Origin of the sequence: Arsukibacterium sp. UBA5043 (genome assembly GCA_002415085.1) — a bacterium.
In the GTDB taxonomy this organism is placed as follows: domain Bacteria; phylum Pseudomonadota; class Gammaproteobacteria; order Enterobacterales; family Alteromonadaceae; genus Alishewanella.
This window is the reverse complement of the sequence record DIBV01000002.1, coordinates 63097-89114: the sequence shown is the minus strand read 5'-3', so window position 1 is coordinate 89114 and position 26018 is coordinate 63097. Positions and strand designations below refer to the sequence as shown.

22 protein-coding genes are annotated in these 26018 nt (G+C 49.2%); 8 read left to right on the top strand and 14 right to left on the bottom strand.

Features of this window, described 5'->3' with window-relative positions; translation table 11 throughout:
• Positions 1-5: 5 nt before the first annotated feature.
• A complete protein-coding gene (locus tag B2Q61_RS02530; RefSeq protein ID WP_290621110.1) occupies positions 6-1058 on the top strand; it encodes a type IV pilus twitching motility protein PilT in 1053 nt (350 codons plus the stop codon).
• A gap of 23 nt (positions 1059-1081) precedes the next feature.
• Complete coding sequence (locus B2Q61_RS02525) at positions 1082-2209, top strand: PilT/PilU family type 4a pilus ATPase (RefSeq protein ID WP_290621111.1); 1128 nt, start codon at positions 1082-1084, stop codon at positions 2207-2209.
• 59 nt (positions 2210-2268) lie between these two features.
• Here B2Q61_RS02525 and B2Q61_RS02520 read toward each other — a convergent pair whose 3' ends face one another.
• Positions 2269-2997: a lytic transglycosylase domain-containing protein gene (locus tag B2Q61_RS02520; RefSeq protein ID WP_290621112.1), complete on the bottom strand. Its 729-nt coding sequence runs from the start codon at positions 2995-2997 to the stop codon at positions 2269-2271.
• A gap of 86 nt (positions 2998-3083) precedes the next feature.
• On the bottom strand, positions 3084-4385 hold the full coding sequence (locus B2Q61_RS02515; RefSeq protein WP_290622006.1) for a DUF3422 family protein: 1302 nt from the start codon (positions 4383-4385) through the stop codon (positions 3084-3086).
• A 324-nt stretch (positions 4386-4709) separates the two neighbouring features.
• On the opposite strand from B2Q61_RS02515, the gene B2Q61_RS02510 reads away from it, so the two are divergent.
• Positions 4710-5600, top strand: a complete 891-nt coding sequence (locus B2Q61_RS02510) for an EamA family transporter (RefSeq protein WP_290621114.1) — start codon at positions 4710-4712, stop codon at positions 5598-5600.
• Here B2Q61_RS02510 and B2Q61_RS02505 read toward each other — a convergent pair whose 3' ends face one another.
• From B2Q61_RS02505 to B2Q61_RS02495, 3 genes are all read right to left on the bottom strand, one after another.
• Complete coding sequence (locus tag B2Q61_RS02505; RefSeq protein WP_290621115.1) at positions 5601-6089, bottom strand: fasciclin domain-containing protein; 489 nt, start codon at positions 6087-6089, stop codon at positions 5601-5603.
• 140 nt (positions 6090-6229) lie between these two features.
• A complete protein-coding gene (locus tag B2Q61_RS02500; protein ID WP_290621116.1) occupies positions 6230-9316 on the bottom strand; it encodes an efflux RND transporter permease subunit in 3087 nt (1028 codons plus the stop codon).
• A gap of 12 nt (positions 9317-9328) precedes the next feature.
• Positions 9329-10447 (bottom strand): efflux RND transporter periplasmic adaptor subunit, encoded by a 1119-nt coding sequence (locus tag B2Q61_RS02495; RefSeq protein WP_290621117.1) that lies wholly within the window; start codon positions 10445-10447, stop codon positions 9329-9331.
• A 286-nt stretch (positions 10448-10733) separates the two neighbouring features.
• Between B2Q61_RS02495 and B2Q61_RS02490 the strand changes: the two genes are divergently transcribed.
• Entirely contained in the window at positions 10734-11171 is a 438-nt protein-coding gene (locus tag B2Q61_RS02490) for an HPP family protein (RefSeq protein ID WP_290621118.1), read from the top strand.
• On the opposite strand, the gene B2Q61_RS02485 is transcribed toward B2Q61_RS02490, so the two are convergent.
• Together B2Q61_RS02485 and B2Q61_RS02480 are read right to left on the bottom strand one after the other, a co-directional pair.
• The gene (locus tag B2Q61_RS02485) at positions 11162-12865 is read right to left on the bottom strand and encodes a PocR ligand-binding domain-containing protein (protein WP_290621119.1); all 1704 of its coding nucleotides are present in this window, start codon (positions 12863-12865) and stop codon (positions 11162-11164) included. The two genes, B2Q61_RS02490 and B2Q61_RS02485, sit on opposite strands and share 10 nt — an antisense overlap.
• A gap of 124 nt (positions 12866-12989) precedes the next feature.
• Positions 12990-15146 (bottom strand): S46 family peptidase, encoded by a 2157-nt coding sequence (locus B2Q61_RS02480; protein WP_290621120.1) that lies wholly within the window; start codon positions 15144-15146, stop codon positions 12990-12992.
• A gap of 378 nt (positions 15147-15524) precedes the next feature.
• Between B2Q61_RS02480 and B2Q61_RS02475 the strand changes: the two genes are divergently transcribed.
• The 4 genes from B2Q61_RS02475 to B2Q61_RS02460 are packed head-to-tail and all read left to right on the top strand — an operon-like array spanning position 15525 to position 19712.
• Positions 15525-16679 (top strand): porin, encoded by a 1155-nt coding sequence (locus B2Q61_RS02475; RefSeq protein WP_290621121.1) that lies wholly within the window; start codon positions 15525-15527, stop codon positions 16677-16679.
• 9 nt (positions 16680-16688) lie between these two features.
• Complete coding sequence (locus tag B2Q61_RS02470; protein WP_290621122.1) at positions 16689-17096, top strand: phosphate ABC transporter substrate-binding protein; 408 nt, start codon at positions 16689-16691, stop codon at positions 17094-17096.
• Positions 17097-17139: 43 nt separating this feature from the next.
• Positions 17140-18750 carry a methyl-accepting chemotaxis protein gene (locus B2Q61_RS02465; protein WP_290621123.1) on the top strand — a complete coding sequence of 537 codons (1611 nt, stop codon included), beginning with the start codon at positions 17140-17142 and terminating at the stop codon, positions 18748-18750.
• Between the two features lie 35 nt (positions 18751-18785).
• On the top strand, positions 18786-19712 hold the full coding sequence (locus B2Q61_RS02460) for a chemotaxis protein (RefSeq protein WP_290621124.1): 927 nt from the start codon (positions 18786-18788) through the stop codon (positions 19710-19712).
• 51 nt (positions 19713-19763) lie between these two features.
• On the opposite strand, the gene hisIE is transcribed toward B2Q61_RS02460, so the two are convergent.
• From hisIE to hisD, 7 genes are read right to left on the bottom strand one after another with little or no spacing between them, the layout of a single operon-like run.
• Entirely contained in the window at positions 19764-20378 is a 615-nt protein-coding gene (gene hisIE / locus B2Q61_RS02455) for a bifunctional phosphoribosyl-AMP cyclohydrolase/phosphoribosyl-ATP diphosphatase HisIE (protein WP_290621125.1), read from the bottom strand.
• Between the two features lie 20 nt (positions 20379-20398).
• Positions 20399-21172, bottom strand: coding sequence for an imidazole glycerol phosphate synthase subunit HisF (gene hisF / locus B2Q61_RS02450; RefSeq protein ID WP_290621126.1), 774 nt, complete (start codon positions 21170-21172; stop codon positions 20399-20401).
• On the bottom strand, positions 21154-21900 hold the full coding sequence (gene hisA, locus B2Q61_RS02445) for a 1-(5-phosphoribosyl)-5-[(5-phosphoribosylamino)methylideneamino]imidazole-4-carboxamide isomerase (protein WP_290621127.1): 747 nt from the start codon (positions 21898-21900) through the stop codon (positions 21154-21156). The genes hisF and hisA overlap by 19 nt, the downstream gene beginning before the upstream one ends.
• A complete protein-coding gene (gene hisH, locus B2Q61_RS02440) occupies positions 21888-22481 on the bottom strand; it encodes an imidazole glycerol phosphate synthase subunit HisH (protein ID WP_290621128.1) in 594 nt (197 codons plus the stop codon). The genes hisA and hisH overlap by 13 nt, the downstream gene beginning before the upstream one ends.
• The gene (gene hisB, locus B2Q61_RS02435) at positions 22481-23551 is read right to left on the bottom strand and encodes a bifunctional histidinol-phosphatase/imidazoleglycerol-phosphate dehydratase HisB (RefSeq protein ID WP_290621129.1); all 1071 of its coding nucleotides are present in this window, start codon (positions 23549-23551) and stop codon (positions 22481-22483) included. The genes hisH and hisB overlap by 1 nt, the downstream gene beginning before the upstream one ends.
• Positions 23548-24648: a histidinol-phosphate transaminase gene (hisC, locus tag B2Q61_RS02430; RefSeq protein ID WP_290621130.1), complete on the bottom strand. Its 1101-nt coding sequence runs from the start codon at positions 24646-24648 to the stop codon at positions 23548-23550. The genes hisB and hisC overlap by 4 nt, the downstream gene beginning before the upstream one ends.
• Positions 24645-26018: a histidinol dehydrogenase gene (hisD, locus tag B2Q61_RS02425; protein ID WP_290621131.1), complete on the bottom strand. Its 1374-nt coding sequence runs from the start codon at positions 26016-26018 to the stop codon at positions 24645-24647. The genes hisC and hisD overlap by 4 nt, the downstream gene beginning before the upstream one ends.

Sequence of the window (26018 nt, the reverse complement as noted above, 5' to 3'; positions counted from 1 at the left end):
TTGTCATGGATATTACCGAATTATTAGCGTTTAGTGTTGAACACAAGGCGTCAGACTTACACCTTTCTGCTGGCGTACCGCCACTTATCCGGGTAGATGGTGACGTTCGTAAGCTGAATATCCCCCCCCTCACTCATAAAGAAGTACACGCCTTAGTGTACGAAATTATGACTGATCGGCAACGTAAGGAATACGAAGAAAATCTTGAATCGGATTTTTCATTCGAAGTGCCCAATTTAGCCCGCTTCCGGGTTAATGCGTTTGTGCAAAACCGCGGTGCTTCAGCTGTGTTTCGTACCATCCCCAGTGAAGTTCTTACGTTAGATGATTTGGGCGCGCCTGATATTTTCAAGACCATTTCAGAAAACCCCCGGGGCCTGGTGCTGGTAACCGGACCAACGGGTTCAGGTAAAAGTACCACCCTGGCAGCGATGGTAGATTACATTAACACCACCCGCCATGACCATATTCTGACCATTGAAGACCCGATAGAATTTGTTCACAACAACAAATTATGTTTGTTGAACCAGCGTGAAGTGCATCGCGATACCCATAGTTTCAGCAACGCACTACGTTCAGCATTGCGGGAAGACCCGGATGTGATCCTGGTAGGTGAATTACGGGATTTAGAAACTATCCGCCTGGCGATGACCGCAGCAGAAACCGGTCACCTGGTGTTTGGAACCCTGCACACGACCTCTGCACCGAAAACGATTGACCGGATAATTGACGTATTCCCGGGTGAAGAAAAAGACATGGTGCGTTCAATGTTATCTGAATCGCTCAGAGCCGTTATTTCGCAAACCCTATTGAAGAAAATAGGGGGCGGCCGGATTGCTGCTCATGAAATTATGGTTGGGGTACCGGCTATCCGCAACCTGATCCGGGAAGATAAAATTGCCCAGATGTATTCGGTGATTCAAACCGGTGCGGGCCATGGTATGCAAACGATGGATCAGTGCTTGCTTAACCTGGTAAACCGGGGATTAATTTCGCAAAAAGATGCGCAAGCCAAAGCTCAGGACAAAAACAGCTTTGGTGCGATGGGACGTATGTAGAGCAGTATTTAGGAAACGACGGCATGGAACTGACAGATTTTTTAAGCAAAATGGTCAAAATGGGCGCATCAGATATGTTTGTTACTGCCGGTATGCCGGTAGCAGCAAAAATCAATGGTGAAATGACGCCCATCGATCAGACCCCGTTAACTGATGCCGCCTCGTTGGAGCTGGTGCTCGATGCGATGAATGAAAAGCAGCAGCATGAGTTTAACCACAGCAAAGAGTGTAACTTCGCGATTGCCAATGATGCCGGCCGTTTCAGGATCTCGGCGTTCTGGCAACGGGATCAGGCCGGCATGGTGGTGCGGCGCATTGTGACCACTATTCCTAATGCTGATGAGCTTGGGCTACCTCCGATATTAAAAGACATTATCATGTCAAAACGCGGGCTGGTGCTTTTTGTCGGCGGAACAGGCACCGGTAAATCAACCTCACTGGCGGCGCTGCTGGGCTATCGCAACCGCAATTCAAAAGGCCACATTCTCACTATTGAAGATCCAATTGAGTTTGTGCATGAACATCAGAAAAGCCTGGTTACCCAGCGGGAAGTCGGCATTGATACCGAATCGTTTGAGGCAGCGCTTAAAAGCTCGCTGCGACAGGCTCCAGACGTTATTCTGATTGGTGAGATCCGCAGTCAGGACACCATGGAATATGCGTTGTCGTTTGCCGAAACCGGCCATTTGTGTATTGCGACGTTGCACGCTAATAACGCTAACCAGGCCATTGACCGCATTATGCATTTGGTTCCCAAAGAAATGCATGCCAAGTTGCGTTTTGATTTGTCACTGAACCTGCGCGCGATCGTTGCCCAGCAACTGATACCCACGGCTGATGGTCAGGGCCGGCTGGCGGCAATCGAAGTGTTGTTAAATTCGCCGTTGGTGGCTGATTTAATTGCCCGCGGTGAGGTAGGTGAGATAAAAGCGGTAATGAGTAAATCGCGCGAGCTGGGAATGCAGACATTTGACCAGGCATTATATGACATGTATCAGCGAGGTGACATCAGCTATGCCGATGCCATTCATCATGCCGACTCGCCAAATGATTTACGCCTGATGATTAAGTTGCGTAATAATGAAACTAAAGGTGCGGGGTTCCTCTCAGGAGTTACTTTGGAAGGTTTTGAAAACAAAGACGATAAGTAATACGGTACCTCAACCTTAACTGAGCGCAACGCTGCCATTTTAGCGAGTGCAGGCCGCCTTCAGGCGGCTTGCTGATAGCGTTTATGTAAAATTAATACCCTTTTAATATATGCCTGGGTTTCAGCAAACGGGGGCACGCCTTTATGCCGCCTGACATTGCCAGGTCCGGCGTTGTACGCGGCCAAAGTAAGGGATAAATCACCATTGTATTGTTTCAGTAAACTGGCCAGGTAGGCGCTGCCCCCTTTAATATTCTGCTCCGGTGATAATGGATCTCTGACACCAAGCATTGCCGCCGTATCCGGCATTAATTGCATTAAGCCCATCGCCCCGCGTTTAGACAAGGCCGCAGCCTGAAACGCAGATTCAGCGTGAATAACCGCCCGGATTAACGCAGCATCGAGCTGCTGCTCTGACGCTGCCCGATCAATAATCCGGTTGTAAGATCGGACAAATAATGGTGTTTTATACCAGTTAATTGCCGAGTTTGGATTGCAGGCAAAACAATCGAAATGCAATTGCTGATAAGGCCGGTTAACTGGCTTTCTGTCTGAAAAAAGTGTAGTGCCATCAGCCTGGTTAGATTTGAACACCGCAATGCTGTTGGCGGGCGCAGGGGCTTGCACCGCTTTTGGCACAGTAAGTGGTTGCTGATTAGGGCTGAGTTTCAGCTGACGCTTTGGCTCGTTCTCAGCGGCTGTCTGCTCTCTGGCCACCAGCGGTGCGCTCAGTAGCAGGCAGAGCCAACAAAGCGTTACTACAGTTTGTTGCACGTTGGTATCATCCATCTGGCAGTGAACTGCCAGTAGAGCACTAAGCGGTTTAAATCTCAAGCCGCTTAAGTCTTAAGCGACGTCAATAATAAAACATGGGTTCAGCGTGCTTTATCATGCAACGCCTGCTCTTTTTGCAGTTGCCGGCTCAGATAGGTCAGCAGCAATGCCACTGTCACTAATACCAGCGGCAGGCTGATACTGCGCCACAAGCTGACATTCAGCCCTGGCAACCAGAAAGCGACTGCTACCACCGCTTTATCGGCCAGTTGTGCCGCATAGTAGCTAATCGCGACAAAGGATAGGCCTTCTACCACCTGTTGCAGTTTTAGTTGTAATCTGGCTTTTTTATCCATCGAGACCAGCAATTGCTGGTTTTGCTGTTCCAATTTCAGGTTTATTCGGGTCCGTAATAATTCGGTAGAGCGCCCGAGCCTGGCGCTTAGGGCGGTTTGCCGGGTTTGCACCGATTCACTGGTCCGAAACGCCGGCGTTAACCGACGCTCGGTGAAGTCCTGGAGCGAAATCAGATCGCTGATCGGTGTTTCATCCAGTGCGGTTAGCCGGTCCTGCGTTAGTTGGTAGTAAGCAGAGGTGGCGGCCAGACGCGAACTGGTTTCGGCAATTAAATGCTCGGTTTGCGCGGCCAGCTGAGTGATCTGGTTCAGCAGGCTCTCGTCATTATCATGTTCCTGTTGGATCCGTTGGGTTAAACCGGACAATTGTTGTTCCAGATCGTGCAGTTTTTGCAAAGACTGACGGGCGACCGGCCAGCCAAGTAGTGCTAACTTACGGTAGTTACCAAGATCAAATAAGTGCTGAACCAGCCGACCCAGCCGGGCAGAGCTTAAGCCGTAGTCCACCAGCAACAGCCTGCCAGCACCTTCAGCATGTTTCTGAAAATCCGTCCATATCCGGGCTTTTTGCCCGGCCAGCATACTGCTGATACAGGTTTCATCGTTAAAATAGCGGTTTATTTCGCCTTTCGCGGGTAAGGCGTTAGCAGGCAGTATCGTCAGTTGCACCACCCGAAATACCTGACCTGGTAATTCATCGAACCAGTCACGACTGGGTAAAAAGCTAAGCGGATCATCAAACAGGGCCGGTGCGCTACCTGCTAAAATAAAAGTATAGCTGGAGAATTCACCATGGCGCTCCCAGCGCAGGGTACCGGCAAACAACGGAATATTAAGATCCTGATCAGTTTCGGTTAAATGGGTACCCTGTTGCTCTGCCTGCTGCTGCATCAGCGAAAATTCCAGCTGGCGGGAGGCACTGGCCACGGTAAAGGTAAAATGGCAGAGTCGGCAGGGCGCGCTAAGTGCAGGAAATGTACGCTGGCGTAATTCTTTGTCCAATACATCGCGTAGCGGGTGATTTCTAAGGGTAAGTTTACTCATCATTGGATCCTCAGTCTCAGCAAACCGTAAAGGCAATACGTCGGCTAGCGGTTAATGCATCCATTAGCAATAAGCAGGTCCTGTGCCAGTAAGCCTTGCTGCTATTGCTTATTGTCTGTTAGCTTCCAGTGTTCCCGCTTGTTGTGTCAGCGCTATGACATTGCGGTGGCAAAGTGTTGATATTGTCGTGACGTTTTAACCATGGCGCAGCGGTAAAACGCCTTATCCTGGTAGTGGTGCGCCCAAAAATATGGCAAATTGCTGCAAGATGGGGCAGTGTCAGCTAAAATAACCTTCCTGCGTTTAGCTTTGGTCTGGATTTCTGTTATGGCGCGCGCCCTCGATAAACCCCTGTTATTGGCTATCTGCTGCGTGCTGCTGGCGATGATAACGATCCAAAGCGGAGCGTCGCTTGCTAAGCAGCTCTTTCCGCTGATTGGTCCGGACGGCACCACAGCGCTGCGCCTTGGTTTTTCTGCAATTGTCTTATGGCTGGTGTTCCGGCCATGGCGTGCTATGCCGCGCAGGCATGACTGGCAGGCCATTATTGTTTATGGCCTGTGTTTGGGCGGCATGAATATTCTGTTTTATCTGGCAATTGCCCGCATCCCTCTGGGGATTGGCGTGGCACTGGAATTTACCGGCCCTTTGACGGTTGCGCTGTTGGCGTCACGGCGCAAACGGGATTTATTCTGGGTAGCATGTGCCATCGGCGGCATATTGCTATTGCTCCCTGACATGCGCGGCGCTGACGCGCTGGATCCGGTTGGGGTGATACAGGCACTGGCGGCTGGCGCTTGCTGGGCAGGTTATATCTTATTTGGTAAAAAAACCGGCTCGCAGGCATCCGGTGGTATTACGGTGGCACTGGGCATGACTGTTGCAGCAATGGTTCTGGTGCCTGTCGGGGCAATGACTCAGGGTATGGCGCTGTTGACCTGGCAGGTGCTGCCGCTGGGCTTGCTGGTGGGTATCTTATCCAGTGCTATTCCTTATTCACTGGAAATGGTAGCACTGCGCCATATGACGTCACAAAATTTTAGTGTGTTTATGAGTATGGAGCCGGCAATTGCAGCAATGGCAGGTTTTATTTTTCTCGCGGAATTATTAACACTGTGGCAGTGGCTGGCTATCTTACTGGTTATTGTTGCTTCACTTGGCAGCTCGTTAACTGCCGGCAAGGCCGGGATAGCCTCGCCGGTAATTAAAGAGCACTAATTACATTTTTGGCATAATGACACTGTCCAGCACATGGATAACGCCATTGCTGGTTTTAATGTCGGTAGCAATAACTTCAGCACCGTTGACGTACACTTTACCCATTTTTACTTCAATGGCAACGTCCTGACCCTGCACGGTAGTGGCTGAGTCTAATTTGACAACATCTGCTGCCATCACCTTACCCGCGACCACGTGATAGGTTAATACCTTGGTTAAGGCAGCTTTATCTGCTACCAACGCATTTAAATCAGCAGCGGGTATTTTGGCAAACGCGGCATCGTTAGGAGCGAACACAGTGAACGGGCCTTCTCCTTTGAGTGTTTCAACTAAATCGGCTGCTTTTACGGCGCTAACCAGAGTAGTGAAGTTGCCGGCGGCGACCGAAGTGTCAACAATATCAGCAGATTTTTTATGATTGTGCGCCTGTACAGTCAGCATTAAAGATGCGAGCAACAGCGAACCGGTAAGTACTTGTGAGACTTTCATGATGTTTCCTTCTGTTACAATATTCAGGACAAAGGTGTCGTTGCTATTAACGCGTCAGCCTGCCAAGCCGATCAGTCAGTTCAAAAAAAAGCCCGCGGGTATGCACCAGCGGGCTGCGACAATCTGATCTTTACCTATTGTCAGCCGAGCGCAGATGATGCCTCGCTGACAGCTTCTGGCTGCTGCTGATAGTCACGGGCAAGCAACAGGTACATGGCCGGAACAACATACAGGGTAAACAGTGTGCCTATGGTCATGCCACTGGCAATAACCAGCCCCATAGCATAACGCGATCCGGCACCTGCGCCGGTGGCTATCAGTAACGGGATCATTGCCAGCACCGTCGCTGCCGTTGTCATTAAAATGGGCCGCAAACGAATGGAGGTTGCTTCTTCAATGGCTTCACGTTTACTGCGACCCTCAAGTTGCAACTGGTTAGCAAACTCCACAATTAAAATACCGTGTTTGGCAATTAATCCTACCAGGGTTAACAGGCCCACCTGGGTATAAATGTTAATGCTGGTGGCACCTAAACTGGTAAAAATTAACGCACCACAAACGCTCATCGGTACCGTTACCAGGATAATAATGGCGTTTTTAAACGACTCAAACTGAGCTGCCAGAATTAAAAAAATAACAACCAGTGCAAAAAAGAAGGTCACGACCAGCTGTTGGCCTTCGGCTTTAAATTGCCGGGACTGGCCAGCGTAATCCACGCTAAAACCAGCAGGCATTTCCTCAGCGGCTATCTGGTCCAGCACGGCTAACGCATCACCCAACGGCACGCCCGGACGGGGCACGCCGGATATTTTCACTGCATTAAGCTGCTGAAAACCTCTCAACGCCTGAGGCTGCACCGACTCGGTTAAGGTAACCAGCGCCGACAGTGGCACGAGCTCACCGTCACGATTGCGGGTGTAAAAGTCTTTCAGCTGTTCAGGGTTTAACCGTTCGTTGCGTGCTACCTGCGGAATAACCCGGTAGGAACGGTTGTCGAGTGCAAAACGACCCGCATCCGCACCTGACATTAAACTGCCAAGATCGGCGGCAATTTGCTGCATCGATACTCCCATCAACGCGGCTTTTTCCCGATCAACTTCAACCGTTTGCCGGGGCCGGTTTATTTTTAAATCACTGTCGACAAAAATAAAACGACCGGAAGCCATAGCCTTGCCCAGTATCTGTTGCACCACACTTTCCAGCGCGGCAAACGGCTGGGTAGAGCCGACAATAAACTCAACCGGGGTACCGCCGCCGGGTGATGGCAGAGAAGGGGGGATTAATGCAAAACTATTAATACCGGGCAAATCCGCCATAAAAGGCTGAATATTCTGCTCCAGTACCTGAGCGGTCGTGCGCTCCCGTTTATCCCATGGCGCCAGCACAAAGCCTGCGATAGCATTGTTAGTGCTACCGGTACCGTTAATAATAAAAATATTTTTAATTTCCGGGGCTACTGTACCGAGCTTATTTAATTCACTGGTATTTTTTTCCAGGTAGTCCAGAGTGGCGAAGCTATCGGCCTCGAGAATCGAGAACACAAAACCCTGATCCTCAGGTGGCTCCAGTTCTGCCGGGCTGGTAATAAATAAAAAGTAGCAGGATACCAGCACAATAGCACCAAAGGTTAACACCACCGGCAGATAGTTGAGGGTGCTGTGCAATTGGCGCTGATAGCCGCTGCGCAATGTTTCAAAACGCTGATCAAGCCAGTGCTCTAATGAGTTATCGTTTGGGTTGTTATTATCGTGTGGTTTGAGAATATAAGCACACATCACCGGCGATAACGTCAGGGCGACGATTCCTGATAAAATAACCGACGCCGCCAGAGTGAAAGCAAATTCGACAAATAACACGCCGGTCAGGCCGCCAACAAAGCCGATGGGTAAAAATACCGCCACCAGGGTGGTCGACATGGTAATAATGGGCCAGGCCAGTTCGCGTGCCCCCAATATTGCCGCTTCTGCGCGCGACTTACCTTCTTCAATGTGGCGGTGAATGTTTTCCAGCATAATAATGGCATCGTCAACAACGATGCCTATGGCCAGTACCATTGCCAGCAAAGTCAGTAAGTTGATAGTGAATCCCAGCAGCCACATTAAAAAGAAGGTGCCAATCAACGAAACCGGAATGGCCACTGCAGGAATAATAACGCTACGCATGGAACCTAAAAAGGCATAAATCACCAGAATAACAATGACCAGTGCCAGCACGATAGAGATAACCACTTCATCTATCGCGTTTTCAATATATTCGGTAGAGTCGTACGGAATGTCGGCGTCCAGTCCCTCAGGCAGCTGTGGAATAATATCGCGATCCCAGACTTTTCTGACTTCAGCAATAACATCCAGTGCATTGGCATCCGGTGAAATTTCAATGCCGATAAAGGTTGCAGCCAGGCCGTTAAAGCTGACCGAGCTATTGTAGCTTTCGGCGCCAAGCTCAACCGTGGCCACGTCTTTTAAGCGCACCAGCGCATTGCTGTCTGCGCTAATCACCAAATCAGCAAATTGCTCAGCACTACGTAAATCGGTGGCAGCATTTAAATCAACAGCCACCATCTGGCCTTTGGTGCGGCCAAGTGCCGCCAGCACGTTATTACTGCGCAGTGCATTGCTGATGTCTGAACCGGTAATGCCAAAAGCTGCCATTTTTGCCGAATCAAGCCAGATCCGCATAGCAAAGGTACGGGCACCAAGAATTTCAGCCCGCTGCACACCCGGAATAGTGGCCAATTGTGGCTCAATCACCCGGACGATGTAGTCGGTTATCTGATTATTACCCAGCACCTCAGAATAAAACGATAGGTACATTGCCGCCGTGTCCTGGCCTACCTTCAATGAAATAACTGGGTCGCGGGCATTTTCAGGCAGTTCTGAGCGGACTTTATTAACCTGAGCTGCAATTTGGGTTAGGGCTTCATTCGGCTCGTAATCCAGCCGTAGGTAAGCTTCAACTGTGCTGGAACCGGCGACGGAAGTCGAGACCAGATAATCGATACCCTCAGCTGATGCGATTTCGCGCTCCAGGGGGGTGGTAATGAAGCCCTGAATAAGATCGGCATCTGCACCAACGTATACGGTATTTACCGTGACAACCGCGTTCTGAATTTCTGGAAATTGCCGCACATTCATATCCATGATGGCTCTTAAACCAAGCAGAATAATAAATAAGCTGACGACCGAGGCCAGGATCGGTTTTTTTATAAAGACATCAGTAAAGCGCATGGTAATTGTTCCTTACTGGTTTGCCGGGCTGGGCTTAGGATCTGCGGTCGGCGTTACCTGTTGATTGTCACTAATCTTCACCTGAGCGCCATTGCGAAGCTTCAATAAGCCAGAGGTCGCTACAACATCGCCCGCGTTAAGGCCATCGGTTATTGCAATCAGGTCGCCACGACTCTGGCCGGTGCTGACAAAACGCTGGTGGGCTGTAAGCTTGCCATCTTGGTCGCGGATCAGAAATACCGAATTACCATAGGGATTAAACTGAATGGCGGTTTGCGGTACCAGGGTGACTTCCTGGCTTTGTCCGGCGTCCATCTGTACCCGGGCAAACATTCCCGGCCGTAGTTTATGTTGCGGGTTGGCAAAGGTAGCCTGCACTTCAACACTGCGACTGGATTGGCGTACTGCCGGGGCAATAGCGGTAATTTCGCCACTAAACTGCTGATCGGCCCAGGCATCAACGTTCACATTAAGTTGCTGGCCTGGACTGATGCTGGCCAGTTGTTGTTCCGGCAAGCTGAAATTTAGATAAATAGGATCAAGCGATTGCAATGACACCACATTATCACCAGGAGATACCAGCTGGCCCAGACTTACCTGGCGAATGCCGGTCACGCCATCAAAAGGCGCATGAATGGTTTTCTGGGCAATCCGAGCCAGCTGGGAGGCAACTGCTGCTTTGGCTTGCGCCGCTTCACTCTCCCTTCGTCTTACATCCAGCTCAGAGACACCTTTGTCGCGCAGCAAGGTTTGCAACCGATCTAATTCCAGCTCTGCTAACTGTTGCGCGGCCTTTAAACGCGTAAAATCAGCCTGATCGACGCTGTCGTCCAGGGTTATCAGCAGCTGGCCTTTGCGAACCTCACTGGCGTTGTCAAACTGAATGCTGGTAATGATGCCACTGGCCTCAGTGGAGAGCTCGGCGCTGTTAATCGCAGCGAAGCTGCCGACTGCGCTGACAAAGGGTTGCCACTGTGCCGTCGTGACTTCCGTCGCTGTGATGGTGGCGACAGGCATTGGCATAGTATCAAAATATTGGTTCATATAATGATTAACTACAGCCTTGTAAGCAAAAATGCCACCAAAAATCAGGCCAGCAACGATCAGCATTATCAACATGCGCTTAAACATGGGTTCTCCTTTTAAATTAGCGGGAGTAAGTATAATGACTATCGCAGCCTTTTATTGTGAATTTTAGTAACACTTTATGTGCTGAGTGCGCTAATGCGCGCAGCTATATTAATAATACTCATGTCAAACCTGTCCAGTTTAACGATGTCTGCTGTTGATAGGTCAGTTTTGCTCAATTAAACCGGGTAAGCCGGTTCAAAACGTGATCTGAATCAGGCAAGGTCGTCAATTTTTCGCTATACCTGTAATTAACACCGCGATGACAGACCTAAAAGGAATATTTATTATGACAATGACCCACGTCGCTGAACTGATGACAGCTGATCCTTTGTGTGTGCTGCGTAGTGACCGCTTAAAAGATGCTCATGATTTAATGCGCGGCAAAAACGTGCGGCATATCCCGGTCATTGATAGCAGTGGCGAGCTGGTAGGGATGTTAACCCAGAAAATCATGATCGCCAAAGTCATGTCTTTAATGGCCCAGTACGGTGCAGTAGCACTGGAACGCAAAGAAAAGCAGTTGTTGGTTAGTGAATTAATGGCGACTGATTTTGCCACGGTGACGCCAGAGCAATCGCTGGCTGACGTTGCTGATTTTTTTGTCACCAATCGCCATGGTTGCTTACCGGTGGTCGATAGCGCCAATCGCATTGTCGGAATATTAACCTCATCAGACTTTGTAAGGCTTGCCGCCAGGTTATTAAAAGGACACATTCAGGACTGATACCAGCAAAGCTGATCTTTACCCTGGCTTTTTGCCATATACATTGCTGCATCGGCTTGCCGTAACAAATCGTCGGCTGAAGTGTGGTCACCATTGAACATAACCAGACCGATGCTGCAGCTGCATTGGTGGCTCAGTTTTTGTTCCCGCTCAATAACCAGTGGTTCATTAATCGTTGCCGCGATTTTAGTCGCTACCTGCTCAGTGCGCTGCCGGCAATGTGCTGTTGATTTGCCAATGTCATGCAGTACTACAATAAACTCATCACCACCGAAGCGGGCCACGGTATCAGCTTCCCGCACAACATTACGGATCCGTTCGCCAATCAGTAACAGCACCTGATCACCTGTTTTATGGCCATATAAATCATTGACGGGTTTAAAGTTATCCAGGTCAACGAACATCATGGCACTGTAGCTGTGGTGACGTTTGCTATTTAACATGGCGAACTGCAGCCGCTCTTCCAGCAGCCGGCGGTTTGGTAAACCGGTTAACGCGTCGTAAAATGCCAACCGGCGAATTTTTTCTGAGGATATGCTGCGGCTGATAGCCAGCTCTGCCAGATTACTGTAATTGGCTATTTTCTGACGTTGGCTGGTCGTCGGCTGGCAAGGCTGGTTATGATAAATACCAAAAGTACCGAGAACTTTACCTTCAGCATTTTTTATAGGATGTGACCAGCATGCTGCCAGCTTTGCTCTTTGTGTTAAGTGCAAAAAAGGTTGCCAGTAAGGATGACTGTCAATATTTTCAACAATCACCGGTTCGCCGGTAAAAGCGGCCGTGCCACACGAACCCTGGCCAATACCAATAGCAAGGCCATCAACTTGCTGGTTATAAAAGTCGGGCAGGGAGGGGGCCGCACCATGTTTCAAATATTGACCCGTTTCATCAAGTAATAACACGGAGCAGCGCATTTGCGGGTGCAGCAATTCAATTTGTTGCACCATATCGGTTAAAATTGTAGCCAGACTGGCACCCCGGCTTATCTGGCTTAATATCAGATTCTGTAACTCCAGTTCCTGGGTACGTTCGGAAACTTGTTGCTCTACGGAACTAATGGTTCGGGCATAGCGCTGATTAACCATACTCAGCTCAGCGATCTGCTGGGCCAGTGCGGTAAGTAAGTTTAGCAGCGCTGGCAGTTTTTCTTCTGCCACTATCGGAACTTCTGCTATGGCGCTGAGGTAGTCTTCCTGATCTAATCCAAGCTCGGTTGCTTGCGCTCTGAAAAAAGTTAAGTCGGGTTCGGTCAGAAAAAATTGCCCGATAAACAAATTAGCGACATGCACCTCGTTTATCACCAACGGTGTTGCACAATCGGTTAAACCATTGCGACATTTATAGATCGCATAGTTATTTCCCTGCTGCATTCTGCTGGCTAAGTCGATATCACTTTCATGACAGCGCTGCCGACTGGTTTCATTAACCCGGTGAAACTGAATACAGGCACGTTGCCATTTTGACGAAGCCAGTATTTTACCGTCCAGTCCAACCAGGGCGATGGCAATACCTATTGCCTGCAAAAAATGGTCAAATAATGTATTTAAACGCGAAACATTGATGTCTGCCGCAAGTTTGCTGGCGGCATTGTCGGGGGCTGAGCGCTGCGAATTATTCCAGTCAGCGGCCAGAGGATCAAGCATTTGAATTAAGCTGGATTCTTTAAGCAAATACTTACTGTGTTTATCCATGGAATTTTAATCTTAGCTGCTAAAGTTAAGGTTAACCAGCATTGGCTAATTTTTTCCAATAAAAAACCTCTGACAGGCAGAGGTTTTAACAAAATACCGTATTTACCGCGCCAAGTTTACCTGGCTAGTTAACACCAATTTCTTTTAGCAGTGCAGTGGCGTTATCAACCTGTTGCATCTGCCATAGCATAAAGCGTAAATCTACCTGAATTGACCGGGTATTGGCCGGGTTATAATCCCAATCGGAAATAATAGAATCCAGGGTGCCGTCAAACGCCAGTCCGACAAACTCAGCTTTACTGTTTAATACCGCTGAGCCTGAGTTACCGCCGGTAATATCCAGCGTAGCAAGGTAATTAACCGGTACCGAATTTAATGCTGGCACCAGATAAGGGCCGTAATTTTTGGCGTTAATTGCTGCCAGCTGTTCGGCCGGGGCATTAAATTCACCCTCGCCAGTTGCCTTGGCGGTAATGCCTCGCAACGTAGTAAAGGGTGCCCAGGCATTGCCGTCTTCGTTACCGTGCGCGCGGCCTTTAACATTACCGTACGTTACCCGTAACGTGCTGTTGGCATCCGGGTACACTGCTTGTCCTTTGGACTGCATAAACGCCATTTTTGCCCGCATATAACTGGCATAAGCCTGCTGGATTTTACCTGCCAGCTGCTCTTCCTCCGCTTCCTGTTTTAAATCACTTTTATAAAGCGCAACAGCCGCCATAACAAACGGATCTGCACTCTGGCTGAACTGTGCCGGCTCAGACTCAATTAAAGCGGTACGATTCGTTAACTCAGTTAAACCGGTTTTGGCATACCAGCTATCAATAAGCGCCATCAGCTCGCTTTGGCTCATCTTACTTTTTATACCCAGGGCATTATCAAAGTCTGCATTGCGCTGCTGCTTCGGTAATGCCACATACTTGGTCAGATTATGTAAGTCCAGGGCTTTTTCGACACTGACATCAAAGTTACGCTCCATACCGGCGACATAGGCTTTAAAGCGTGGAATATCCCGCAGCTGGTAACCTGCTTTTCGCTCTGTGTCAGGCTTGGTGCTTTCCTGAGCTAACCGGTACAATGAGCGTGCTACATTCAGCAGGCGCGGCGTGGCATTATTAAGAGCATAATCTGCGCGAGCCTTACGGTGTTGTTCTGCTAACAGCTTATCAATGGTGGTCAGGTCTTTAGCGTAAGCTTTTTTATTGTCTCGGCTGCTGTTAACCCATGCGTTAAGCGCTTTATGCTCAGCTTGTTTGCGCGCTAAGAAGTCGCTTTGTGCAAAACTGTCGAGCATGCCCTGGCGGTTTTTCATATAATTGTTAAGACCTGCAACCCGACTGGCATATTTCAGCTCGGCATCTTTGTTGGTCGAGGTTACCCGGTCAATAATAGCCAGGGTGTCTTTGAACTGCTGCACAGTATTAGGGTAGCTCCACTCGAAAGTTTCACTTACCTCCGATGGCAACCGGTGCCGGTTAGTGCGGCCGGGGTAGCCCAATGCCATCACAAAATCGCCTTCCTGCAGCCCTTCAGCTGCCAGCTTCAGGTAATGATCTGGTTGGTAAGGGACGTTATCGACATGATAATCGGCAGACTTACCTTCCGGGCTTACGTAGGCTCTTAAAAAGCCATAGTCGCCGGTATGACGCGGCCACATCCAGTTATCAGTGTCGCCGCCAAATTTACCAACGCCTTCAGCGGGAGCATGCACCAGACGTACATCTTTAATTTCCAGCTGTTTGATTAAATAATACTCCAGAGAGCCATAATAAGCAGCTACCCGGCAGCGGTGTCCCTCGTCTTGCTCGCACTGTGCTATCAACTGCTTCTGGTTTGTTTCAATCGCATCAATCCGTTGCTTACCGCTAAGTTTGGCTGTTTTGTCATCAATAACCTGGGCCGTCACATTATCTACTGCTTTGGTAACATAAACTCTGCTGCCTGGCGCAGCGGGCACTTCATCAGTCATATTTGCAGCGAGAAAGCCATTGGCCAGCAGGTCGTTATCCGGAGTGGAGTTGTGCGCAATGCTGTTGTAAACACAGTGATGGTTAGTAACCACCAAGCCGTTCGGTGAGATAAATGAGGCAGAACAGCCACCAAGGCTGACAATGGCTGCCATCGGAAACTCGGTAAGCTTAGTCAGGTTGGCCGGGTCAAGTTCTAAGCCGGCAGCTTTTAATTCATCAGCAATATCAGGCAGTTGTTGTGGCATCCACATGCCCTCATCGGCCAGAGCAACACTGCTGGCAAACGCTAGTATCAGTAAAGATTTTTTCATGATTTCTCTTTTATTTTTTTAGCTTTTAAACGCGTATGGTACGCAAGACCCAACTATACTCGTTGCCTGGATACGGCTTGTCAAGATACCGCTAAACCCGGTTGCAGATTTATCCGTTAAGTGTGCTGTTTTATGAGCTAGTTTGCTATTTCAAACGTAACTCTCGAGGTGTTGCTTTGTTCGATGCTTTCGGCAAATTGAGTTAATTCAGATTAAAGTTAACTGAGTCTGATGCCAATTTCGCATTTTATAGCCTACTCTGTACAAGATGATGGTAAAATTAAACTAAAGTAATGGTTTCATTCCGGTAATTACACTTTAAAGCGTTGATAGTGCGCGAGCTTGGGCACAGCGCATAAATAGTTCAGTGAGGTAATAATGAGAAAAAGTCTACTCGTCCTGTCACTTGCAGTTATTCTGGCTCCCGCCGCCGTATCCGCTGACACGTCTATTAATGGTTTTGCCTCAATCAAGGCTGGAATGACAACCGGCAGTGATGAGCAATTGTATGGTTATGACGATACCATTGATTTTAAAAATGAAAGTTTGATTGCCTTGCAGATCAAATCTGATTTAGGTGAAAAGCTGTCCGTAACAGCGCAGCTGCTTGGGCGGGGCCGGGACGATTTTGATGTTGGCTTCGAGTGGGCGTTTATCAGTTATCAGCTCACTGATAATATGACAATTAATGCCGGTAGGCTGCGCACACCATTTTATAAATATTCTGACTTTAAAGACGTCGGCTATGCTTATGATTGGCTGCGGGTGCCACAAGGTGTGTACGGCCTGGGTTTTGACACTATTGAGGGGCTGACGTTTTACCGGACGGCTCAGTTGGGTAGTGTCGACTCAACCTTGCAACTGATTTTTGGTAGCTACGATGGCGACGCCACGCTAAGCGGCAACTCAGTAAACGCCAGCATTGACACTATTACAGGTATCACCTGGGAGCTGGCAAAAGACTCGCTAAGTGCCCGTTTTGCCTATCTTGCCGGTAAAACCAGCATAGATACGGCGCCAGTAACCCTGGCACCGGGTTTTACTGTCGGAAATTTATATCAGGCACTTAACGCCAATGGCCTGACGCCGGTTGTTGAAGCGGTTGATATTGACGACGAAAGCTCTAATTTTATCGGCGTGGGCCTGACTTTTGATGATAGCAACTGGATAGCAGTAGCTGAATTTACCAGAGTTGAAGTCGAAAACAGTTTTATTGCTACTCAGAAAAACTGGTACGCCTCTATTGGCAAACGTTTTAATAGTTTTACTCCTTATATTTCCTATGAACGCGAAAACAATGATGCAGTAGTCAGCATTTATCAGCCCTACAGCAACGTGTTACCTCCACAACTGTTAGTGCCATTGCAGGGGTTGGTAGCAAGCCAGGAACGTGATGCCAGTACCTGGAATGTCGGTTTTCGATATGACTTCCATCCTTCGGCAGCCTTTAAAGCACAGTTCAGTTCAGAAGATCTTCAAACCACAGACCAGCGTAATGGTGTTCTGGCCTTTGGTGTCGACTTGGTTTTTTAAGGAGTCTTTATGTTAAACAGATTAATAGTCACTATGCTTGTCGTTGCCGGCGCGGTTAGTGCGTTGCCAGCTACCGCGGATATTGCCGTTATTGTAAATCCGGCCAACAACTCAACCCTGACAACTGATGAACTGACCCGGCTCTATACCGGTCGCTCATCCGCGTTGAATGCAGTAAACCTGGCAGAGAGTTCGCCACTTCGCAGCCAGTTTGATGAAAAGGGCGTGGGACGGTCCTCTGCTCAGTTAAAAGCGCATTGGTCAAAACTGATATTTACTGGCAAAGGTACGCCTCCGCTTGAATTAGCAACGGAAGCTGCAGTAATTGAGCATGTTACCCAGAACCCGAATGCGATTGGCTATGTTGATGTTGCCAGCGTAACAGATGGAGTTAAAGTTGTCCTGACCCTTAATTAACTATAAGTTAATTAATTCTGGCGCCGGTAAACAGAAGGTTTTTATGAAGAATATGTCGATAGTGATGAAAATCTGGCTGGTAATTGGCCTGGCAGTTATCGCATTCTCAACCGTAGTGGCGGTTAGCGTGTTTTTTACTGCAAAAAATAATGCCACCACCCAGAGTATGCGTGACTATATGTATGAAACGTCGAAGCTGGCGTCTCAGGTTCATTCAGGTTTTAACTCTCTGGATGAATTTTTTACCCAGGCCGTTACTTTATCTGATCCCGATTTACTGGCTACTGCGCAGCAACATAGTACCAAATTGCAGCAGAACCTGAACCGGCTAAAAACGCTTAACCCCACGCAGCAGCAATTTTTGGAAAATTTGCAGCAAGATGCCGGGAACTACGCCAGTCTGGCGGGCGGTATTGCCCAGCAATTTATCGATGGTAACGTAGACTTTTCGAAAATTCAGGCAAGCGTCGCCACGAAGACCGAGCAATTTGAAAGCTTGAACACTCGCTTTGCTCAGTTCGAACAACAGGCCGACGAACGTTTCTCACAAGCTATTGAAGATATGTCTGGCAATATGGAGTTGGCGTTAACCGTTATTTTAGCATTAGGTAGCGTGTTGATTATACTCACTGCTGGCCTGGGACACTTTATTGCCAGCAGGATCAGTAACTCAGCGAAAACACTGGGGCTATCGCTGTCAGAGTTGGCCAGTGGTAAGGGCAATCTGGCCAGTCGATTACCGGTAACCGGCAACGATGAACTTGGCGTGGTGGCTAAGCAATTTAACTTGTTTATTCAGATGTTACAGACCTCTTTTAACGATTTGGCCAAAACAATCGAGCCATTAAATCGCAGCGCCAAAGATCTGGCTTCAGGTATGAGTACCATGGAGAAGATGACTCTGGAACAGTCTGATAATTCTGAAACCGTTAGCCATAGTATGGCGGAGATGCAATTGTCGGTGCAGGATATCAGTCGGTCGGCCAATGATGCGGCCAGCGGGGCGGGTAAAGCAAACGAACTGGCCAAGCTGGGCCTGGATAAAACCAGCCATGCGGTAAAATACTCTCAGGGGTTGTCAGATGAAATAAAGCATGCGCAGGATGTTATTACCGAGCTGGCAGAGAAGACCAAAAATGTCACTGAAATTCTGAAAAGTATCAATGACATTGCGGATCAAACTAATTTGCTGGCATTAAATGCCGCGATAGAAGCGGCCAGAGCCGGTGAGCATGGCAGAGGCTTTTCGGTCGTGGCCGATGAAGTACGCAACTTATCGTCGAAGACGGCCAAATCCGTTACCATGGTGCAGGAAGTATTGCGGCAACTTAACGATAATGTCAGTGGTGCGGTCAGTATTATGAGCCAGGCGGTAAGTAATGCGGAACACTCTGCCAGTCTGGCGGCAGATGCCGGTACGTCGATTGAGCAGATTAATCAGGAAGTTCAGCAAATTAGTATGTTGAACGCACAAATTGCTGCTGCAACGGAAGAGCAAACGATGGTGGCTGAGCAAATCGCCAGTAATACCGCTAAAATGATAGGGTCCTTTGCTCAAACCAAGAGCCTGCAATTGAGTGTGCATGGTATATCCGATGATTTGCGGGTTCTTTCCGAGTCACTGGTGACCGTTAGCTCAAAATTTGAGACTTGATTTTAACGCAACCCAGGTTGCAGTGAGGAAGCACAATGAGTTCATTAATGAGTTCGGTAGACCAGAGAACAAATATTGTTGGTCAAAACCGTCTGGAATTATTGATTTTCCGTTTAACCGGTCAGCAACCTTATGGCATTAACGTATTTAAGGTACGGGAAGTTATCCAGTGTCCACAGTTAACCGATATGCCCGGCGCCAATGCCCATGTCCGGGGTATTGCTCATTTGCGGGGTACGCCGGTAACCGTTATCGATTTAAGTAAAGCGACGGGCGGTAAGGCAATTGAAGATTTAAGTAAAGCCTATATTCTGGTCACAGAATATAACCGCACCACTCAGGGGTTTCTGGTTGGTGGTATTGATCGCATCGTTAATATTAACTGGGAGCAAATTATGCCGCCGCCGAAAGGCGCTGGTCGCAATCACTACCTGACGGCAGTAACTCAGCTGGACGATAAACTGATCCAGATCCTGGATGTCGAAAAAGTATTTGCTGAGATTTCACCGCCTGATGAGGAAGTAAGCGAAACCATTAAGCAACGAAAATCAGAACGCGATCTGTCTAAGCTTACTGTTCTGGTCGCGGATGACTCCGCGGTGGCGCGGAATCAGGTGAAGCGGGCGTTAAGTTCGATTGGTATTAATGTTGAGCTGGTCAATGATGGTCGTCTGGCGCTTAATTGGTTGCTGGCGAAATCTGCAGAGTTGGGCGGCGATATATCCGAGCAGGTACCACTGCTGATTTCGGATATTGAAATGCCTGAGATGGATGGCTATACCCTTACGGCTGAAGTGAAAGCTCATGAGCATCTGAAGAATGTGCATATTGTGTTGCATTCATCGTTAAGCGGGGTATTTAACGAAGCCATGGTGAAAAAGGTAGGGGCCGACCAGTTTATTGCTAAGTTTCACCCGGATGAATTGGCCTCAGCGGTACAGCATTGGATGGCGATAGATTAAAAAACACAGGGAAGTGCCTGGCAACTTAAGCACTTCCCTGATGCATTACGTTTACTTATGGCGCTGTTGCAGTACTTTTACCACATCATTCAGTTCAAGTTTCTGGCTGCGCAGTAAAACCAGCAGGTGAAAAATTAAATCAGCTGCTTCATTCGCCAGCTCTTCTCTATCGCCAGCCATCGCTGCCAGCGCAGACTCTACGCCTTCTTCGCCTACTTTCTGTGCTATTCGTTTTACGCCTTTAGCAAACAGGCTGGCAGTGTAGCTGCTTGCAGGATCGGCGCCTTCGCGGCTTTGGATCACTTGCTCTAAATCATATAAAAAACTGAGCTGAGGACTATTGGCAGTATTGTCATGCCAGCAGGTTTCAGTGCCGACATGGCAAGTAGGCCCCTGGGGCAGGGCCAGCACCAAAATGCTATCGCTATCGCAGTCGCTGGCAATGCTAACCAGCTGCAAAGTATTACCTGAGCTTTCGCCTTTGGTCCACAGCCGCTGCTTGCTGCGACTGTAAAAGGTGACCTGGCCGCTTTGGAATGTGTGTTCAAGTGCTGCCGGGTTCACATAACCCTGCATCAGCACTTTGCCGGAAACGGCGTGCTGCACTATTGCCGGCAGTAACTGGTTTTCGGGCCAGCTAAGTTGATTAATTGTATCTTTGTTCATAAGTAACCTTATTTACGACGTCAGGGCCTGATACTGATACCATCGGCTATTAATTTCGCTTTTAGCGCGGCAATCTCAATAATTGCTTTGTGAAATACACTGGCAGCCAGCGCGCCATCAACATCGGCTTTTTCAAACACGTCACTAAAATGCTGCATGGTACCGGCACCGCCACTGGCAATTAATGGCACCTTACAGATATCCCTGATGCTTTTTAACTGGGCAATATCATACCCCTGACGCACGCCATCCTGATTCATGCAATTGAGCACTATCTCACCGGCACCACGCTGCTGCACTTCCTCTACCCAATCACGGGTAAGCCAGCGGGTTTTCTGAGTGCGGTTTTCATCACCGGTAAACTGGTATACCTGGTACTGACCTGAGGCGACATCAAAAAAGCTGTCGATACCCACCACCACACATTGTTGTCCAAAAATATGATTAAGCTCGCTAATCAATTCCGGCCGGGCCAGGGCAGGGCTGTTAACAGATATTTTATCCGCACCCATTTCCAGGATCTTACCGGCGTCAACCACACTTTTGATCCCGCCAGCGACACAAAACGGAATATCGATTACCTCGGCAATCCGCCGCACCCAGCTTTTATCCACTACCCGGCCATCGCTGGAGGCGGTAATGTCATAAAAAACCAGTTCATCGGCGCCGGCTTCGGCATAGCGCTGAGCCAAAGGCACAATATCACCAATGATTTCATGGTTACGAAACTGCACACCTTTAACCACTTTGCCATCACGTACATCTAAACAGGGGATTAACCGTTTTGCCAGCATGCAATGGCCTCCTTCAGGCTGAATTTACCTTCGAGTAGCGAACGCCCAAGAATAACGCCTGCCACACCACTGCCAATCAATGCTTTGATGTCATTCAACGAACCTATTCCGCCAGAGGCCTGCCATTGTATTTGTGGATAATGTGCCGTAAGTTCACGGTACAATCCGACATTAGAGCCACTTAGCGTGCCATCACGGCTGATATCGGTGCATAACACGTGCCTGGCACCTGCAGCAATATACTGGTCCAGCACCTGTTCCAAGGTAATCGACGATTGTTCAATCCAGCCATGGGAGGGCAGCGTTTTTTCACCCTTGTCGTTAATGGCAACATCAAGGGCCAATACAATATGTTCGCCACCGTACTTACGGATCCAGCTTTGCACCAGCTCTGGCTGACGAATGGCAAGGCTGCCGATAACCACCCGGCCAGCACCCGCATCGAGTAAATCAACCACATCTTGCTCGCTGCGAACGCCGCCACCCACCTGAATATGTAAAGGCGAGGCCGTCATCAGCTCGGTTAACAGTGCCAGCTGTCGTTTACTGGCGTCTTTGGCACCGGATAAATCAACAATATGCAACCAGTCGCTGCCATCCTGAGCATAGTTATTACGTAACGTAAGTGGGCTGAATTGATACTCAGTGGTGCTGTCGTAGCGCCCCTGATAAAGCCTTACTACGGTGCCATCAATTAAATCTATTGCCGGGATAATCACAACTGCCACTCCAGAAAATTCTGTAATAAGCGGGCGCCGGTTTTCCCGGAACGTTCCGGGTGAAACTGGGCGCCTGCTACGTTGTCTTTGCCAATAACCGCTGAAAAATCACTGCCGTAGTGACACAACGCCAGCGAATACTCACTGGGAGCTGCGGCAAAGCTGTGCACAAAATATAAGTAATCGCTGCTGCTAAAGCCCTTTAATATCGGGTGGCTGCTGATGTTATGTAAGGTATTCCAGCCCATATGCGGCAGGCGCAAACCAGCACTTTGCATCGGTAATACCGTCCCTGGGATCAGATCCAGGCAGGGCACGTCACCTTCCATACTATGGCTGGTTAACATTTGCATACCTAAGCAAATCCCCAGCAATGGTTGCTGTAAACCTTGCAGCGTCTCGATAAGTTCGCGATGCTGCAGTTGTGCCATGGCATTATGGGCGGTGCCAACACCGGGCAACACCACCTTGGCGGCGGCTTTAATAACGGCTGCATCACGACTGATGGTGGCGTCAATGCCTAAACGTTTAAACGCAAAATACACTGAGCTGATATTGGCGCAGCCGGTATCAACAATAACCAGTTGCATTACAGCACTCCCTTTGAGCTTGGCAACGCTTCGCCAGATACGGTAATTGCCTGGCGCAACGCCCGGCCAAAGGCTTTAAACAGCCCCTCTACCATATGGTGCTTATTACCACTGGAAACCGACAAGTGCAGGCTGATCAGCATGGCATCGCTGATGGAGCGGAAAAAGTGCGGCACCATTTCCAGATTCAAACCGCCAACACTGCCTTCACCTAAGTCAGCGTCGAATTTAAACAGCGGCCGGCCCGATAAATCGAGGATACATTCGGCCCGGCATTCGTCCATAGGCAACACAAAACCGAAGCGGTTAATTCCCCGTTTATTGCCCAGCGCTTGCTTCAATGCCTGGCCCAGCGCCAGTGCGGTATCTTCAACACTGTGGTGATCATCAATATGTAAATCGCCTTCAACCCTTACCTGCAGCGAAAAGCCACCGTGAGTGGCAATCTGCTCCAGCATATGGTCAAAAAAGCCGACCCCGGTATTAAAACTGTTGTTACCGCTGCTATCCAGATCAACACTGATCTCAATATCGGTTTCGCGGGTAGTCCGGCGTACACTGGCCTGACGTCCCCGGCTTAATAATTGTTTTGCTATGTCAGCCCAGCCCAGGGTTTGCCGATTGTACTGAAACGATGGCAAGCCCATATTGTCGGCCAGTTGCACATCGGTCAAACGGTCGCCAATCACGTAAGAATTGGTAAAATCGATTTTGCCCTGCTGCAGATAGTCTTTAACCAGCCCCAGCTTTGGTTTACGGCAGCTGCAGTTGTCCTGGTCAAAGTGGGGACAAATCAGCACGTCGTCAAAAACAATGCCCTGTGAGGTAAGCAGCTGCATCATTTTGTTGTGCGGCGCATCAAAGGTATCACGGGGAAAGCTTGAGGTACCCAAACCATCCTGGTTGGTTACCATAACCAGTCGGTAGCCCGCAGCCTGCAGCTTCAGCAACGCTGGAACCAAATCAGGTTCATACGCGAGCTTCTCCAGACTGTCGAGTTGTTTGTCGATTGGCGGCTCTTCCACCATGGTGCCGTCGCGGTCAATAAATAATATAGGCTGGCCACTCATGCATGTTCTCTCTTTATTTGCTGATTGGTTAAAAAATACTGCTGCATCGCCGTTGTCAGGCGCTGCATTTCGTCGGGGCTGCCGATTGACACCCTTACCACCTGCGTTAACCCCAGCTGGCTGGATTGATTGCGGATCAAAATATCGGCATCGATCAGCGCGTTGACACAGTCTGCGGCATCTGCCACTTGCAATAACACATAGTTGGCGTTGCTGGGCCACACTTTTAGCACGCCTGGCAGGGTACTGGCCAGCTTGATAAAGTCGCTGCGTAGGGTATTAATTGTCGCCACACTTTGTTTCATTTGGGCAATGCCTGCTGCGGACAGCGCCTGGGCGGCAATTTGCGCTACAGGCTCAGCAATCGGGTAGGGCGCTATCATCTTTCTCAGTGCGTTAATCACATCGGGGTTGGCCAGAGTGAAACCGCAGCGCAGACCGGCCAGACCAAAGGCTTTGGACAGGGTGCGCAGTACCACTAAATGCGGGTAGCGGTTTAATAACGGCGCAACTGAGGCTTCTGGTACAAATTCAATGTAAGCTTCGTCTACCACCACCAGAGCGCTGTTTTTAAAATGCTCCAGCACGGCAATAATTTGTTCGTGCGGGATCACATCACCGGTAGGGTTATTCGGGCTGCAAATAAACACCAGCTTGGGGTTGGTAGCAAAAATGCCATCCAGATCCAGCCGTTCACTGTTTAGTAGCAACACCTTGTTTACTGCAGTCTGGTGACTTTGGGCACTTATCGCATACATGCCATATGTTGGCGGACAGATGGTAATACTATCAGTGTTTGGTTCGCAAAAACTGCGGATCAGAAGCTCAATGCCCTCGTCTGCCCCACGGCTAACCAGCACCTGTTCGCTTTTGACCCCGGCATATGCGGCATAGGCGTTAATTACGGCTTTTGGCTGACATGAAGGATACCGGTTAAAGGTACCGTCAAGTTGATACGCCGGTGCCAACGCGTTTTCATTGGCATTCAGCCAAACGGCGCCACCACTCATACTGCTGCGGGCCGATGCGTAGGGCACCAGATCTTTAACGAGCTTTCTGGCCAGGGTATTTACTGCAGAACCATTTTGCTCTGTCATACGTTATCTCCGCCAATAATTGTGTTTAGCGCTGCTGTCTCGTCTAGTGCTGCCAGGCGCAACCTTACCGCATTGGCATGAGCTTGCAGGCTTTCTGCTTCGGCCAGTGTCACGATTGCCGGGCCGATATTGCGCATGCCGCTGGCCGACAACGTCTGAACCGTATAGCGCCGATAAAAATCAGTTAAAGACAAGCTTGATACAGTTTTACTGTAACCATAAGTCGGCAGCACATGGTTGGTGCCGCTGGCGTAGTCGCCAGCCGACTCTGGTGTCCATTGTCCGACAAAAATACTGGCGGCACTGTCAAACTGGTCTATCAGCGCATCATCATTGGCAGTTTGCACAATTAAGTGCTCTGGTGCATAGGCATTAGTAACCGCCACGGCCTGAGCCAAATCCGCAGTTAAAATATAACGGCTGTGACTCAGCGCGGCTGCAGCAATGTCTTTACGCGGTAACTGCGCCAGTTGCAGTGCTACTTCGGCCTGTACGGTCTCAATAAGTACCATGCTATCGCTGACTAAAATCACTTGCGAGTCCGGGCCATGTTCAGCCTGAGAGAGTAGGTCGGCCGCCACGAAAGCAGGATTAGCACTTTTGTCTGCCAGCACCAACACCTCTGAGGGGCCGGCTGGCATATCAATCATCGCACCTCTGACATCCTGGCTTACCTGTTGTTTTGCCTCGGTAACATAGCGATTGCCCGGGCCAAAAATTTTATCTACCTTGGCTATGCTTTCAGTACCATAGGCCAGGGCAGCTATAGCCTGTGCGCCACCAATAGTATAAATTTCAGTGATACCGCACAGCTCAGCCGCGTACAAAATTTCCGGGGCAATATCATCAGCTGCGGGTTTGCCTGGTGGCGTTACCAGCACTGACCGTGGACATCCCGCCAGTTGCGCGGGCACCCCTAGCATTAAGACGGTAGAGGGCAGCGGGGCACTGCCGCCCGGGATATACAGCCCTACCGCACCGATGGCCCGGCTTTTTAACTGACACTGCACACCGGCGCTGGTTTCTACGCTAATATCCCGTGGTAACTGCGCAGCGTGAAATTTACGAATATTATCATAGGCCAATTCGATGGCAGCTTTGCGTGCAGGTAATAAGGTCGCCAGCACAGCTTGTTTTTTACGCTCACTTAATTGCAACGCATTATTATCTAGACCATCAAACTGCTGGCTATAGGCCCGAAGTGCATTATCACCTTGCTGTCTTACGGTGTTAATAATGGCACGCACCTGCTCAGTTAAACCAGCCGAGTCAGCGAGATCCGGCCGGGCCAATGCCAATAGCTGTTCTTTGGCCGATAACTGTGGCCAGTTAATCAGGGTAGCCGAAGTAGTCGCCATAGAATTTGCCAT

What these genes read in the sequence shown, in the direction of transcription:
- hisH (WP_290621128.1), bottom strand. Translation starts at nt 22,481, where the DNA reads ATGCAACTGGTTATTGTTGATACCGGCTGCGCCAATATCAGCTCAGTG.
- hisIE (WP_290621125.1), bottom strand. Translation starts at nt 20,378, where the DNA reads ATGAACAAAGATACAATTAATCAACTTAGCTGGCCCGAAAACCAGTTA.
- B2Q61_RS02475 (WP_290621121.1), top strand. Translation starts at nt 15,525, where the DNA reads ATGAGAAAAAGTCTACTCGTCCTGTCACTTGCAGTTATTCTGGCTCCC.
- B2Q61_RS02490 (WP_290621118.1), top strand. Translation starts at nt 10,734, where the DNA reads ATGACAATGACCCACGTCGCTGAACTGATGACAGCTGATCCTTTGTGT.
- hisB (WP_290621129.1), bottom strand. Translation starts at nt 23,551, where the DNA reads ATGAGTGGCCAGCCTATATTATTTATTGACCGCGACGGCACCATGGTG.
- B2Q61_RS02485 (WP_290621119.1), bottom strand. Translation starts at nt 12,865, where the DNA reads ATGGATAAACACAGTAAGTATTTGCTTAAAGAATCCAGCTTAATTCAA.
- B2Q61_RS02480 (WP_290621120.1), bottom strand. Translation starts at nt 15,146, where the DNA reads ATGAAAAAATCTTTACTGATACTAGCGTTTGCCAGCAGTGTTGCTCTG.
- hisC (WP_290621130.1), bottom strand. Translation starts at nt 24,648, where the DNA reads ATGACAGAGCAAAATGGTTCTGCAGTAAATACCCTGGCCAGAAAGCTC.
- B2Q61_RS02495 (WP_290621117.1), bottom strand. Translation starts at nt 10,447, where the DNA reads ATGTTTAAGCGCATGTTGATAATGCTGATCGTTGCTGGCCTGATTTTT.
- B2Q61_RS02525 (WP_290621111.1), top strand. Translation starts at nt 1,082, where the DNA reads ATGGAACTGACAGATTTTTTAAGCAAAATGGTCAAAATGGGCGCATCA.
- hisD (WP_290621131.1), bottom strand. Translation starts at nt 26,018, where the DNA reads ATGGCAAATTCTATGGCGACTACTTCGGCTACCCTGATTAACTGGCCA.
- B2Q61_RS02470 (WP_290621122.1), top strand. Translation starts at nt 16,689, where the DNA reads ATGTTAAACAGATTAATAGTCACTATGCTTGTCGTTGCCGGCGCGGTT.
- B2Q61_RS02520 (WP_290621112.1), bottom strand. Translation starts at nt 2,997, where the DNA reads ATGGATGATACCAACGTGCAACAAACTGTAGTAACGCTTTGTTGGCTC.
- B2Q61_RS02530 (WP_290621110.1), top strand. Translation starts at nt 6, where the DNA reads ATGGATATTACCGAATTATTAGCGTTTAGTGTTGAACACAAGGCGTCA.
- B2Q61_RS02515 (WP_290622006.1), bottom strand. Translation starts at nt 4,385, where the DNA reads ATGATGAGTAAACTTACCCTTAGAAATCACCCGCTACGCGATGTATTG.
- B2Q61_RS02460 (WP_290621124.1), top strand. Translation starts at nt 18,786, where the DNA reads ATGAGTTCATTAATGAGTTCGGTAGACCAGAGAACAAATATTGTTGGT.
- B2Q61_RS02510 (WP_290621114.1), top strand. Translation starts at nt 4,710, where the DNA reads ATGGCGCGCGCCCTCGATAAACCCCTGTTATTGGCTATCTGCTGCGTG.
- hisF (WP_290621126.1), bottom strand. Translation starts at nt 21,172, where the DNA reads ATGCTGGCAAAACGGTTAATCCCCTGTTTAGATGTACGTGATGGCAAA.
- B2Q61_RS02465 (WP_290621123.1), top strand. Translation starts at nt 17,140, where the DNA reads ATGAAGAATATGTCGATAGTGATGAAAATCTGGCTGGTAATTGGCCTG.
- B2Q61_RS02505 (WP_290621115.1), bottom strand. Translation starts at nt 6,089, where the DNA reads ATGAAAGTCTCACAAGTACTTACCGGTTCGCTGTTGCTCGCATCTTTA.
- B2Q61_RS02500 (WP_290621116.1), bottom strand. Translation starts at nt 9,316, where the DNA reads ATGCGCTTTACTGATGTCTTTATAAAAAAACCGATCCTGGCCTCGGTC.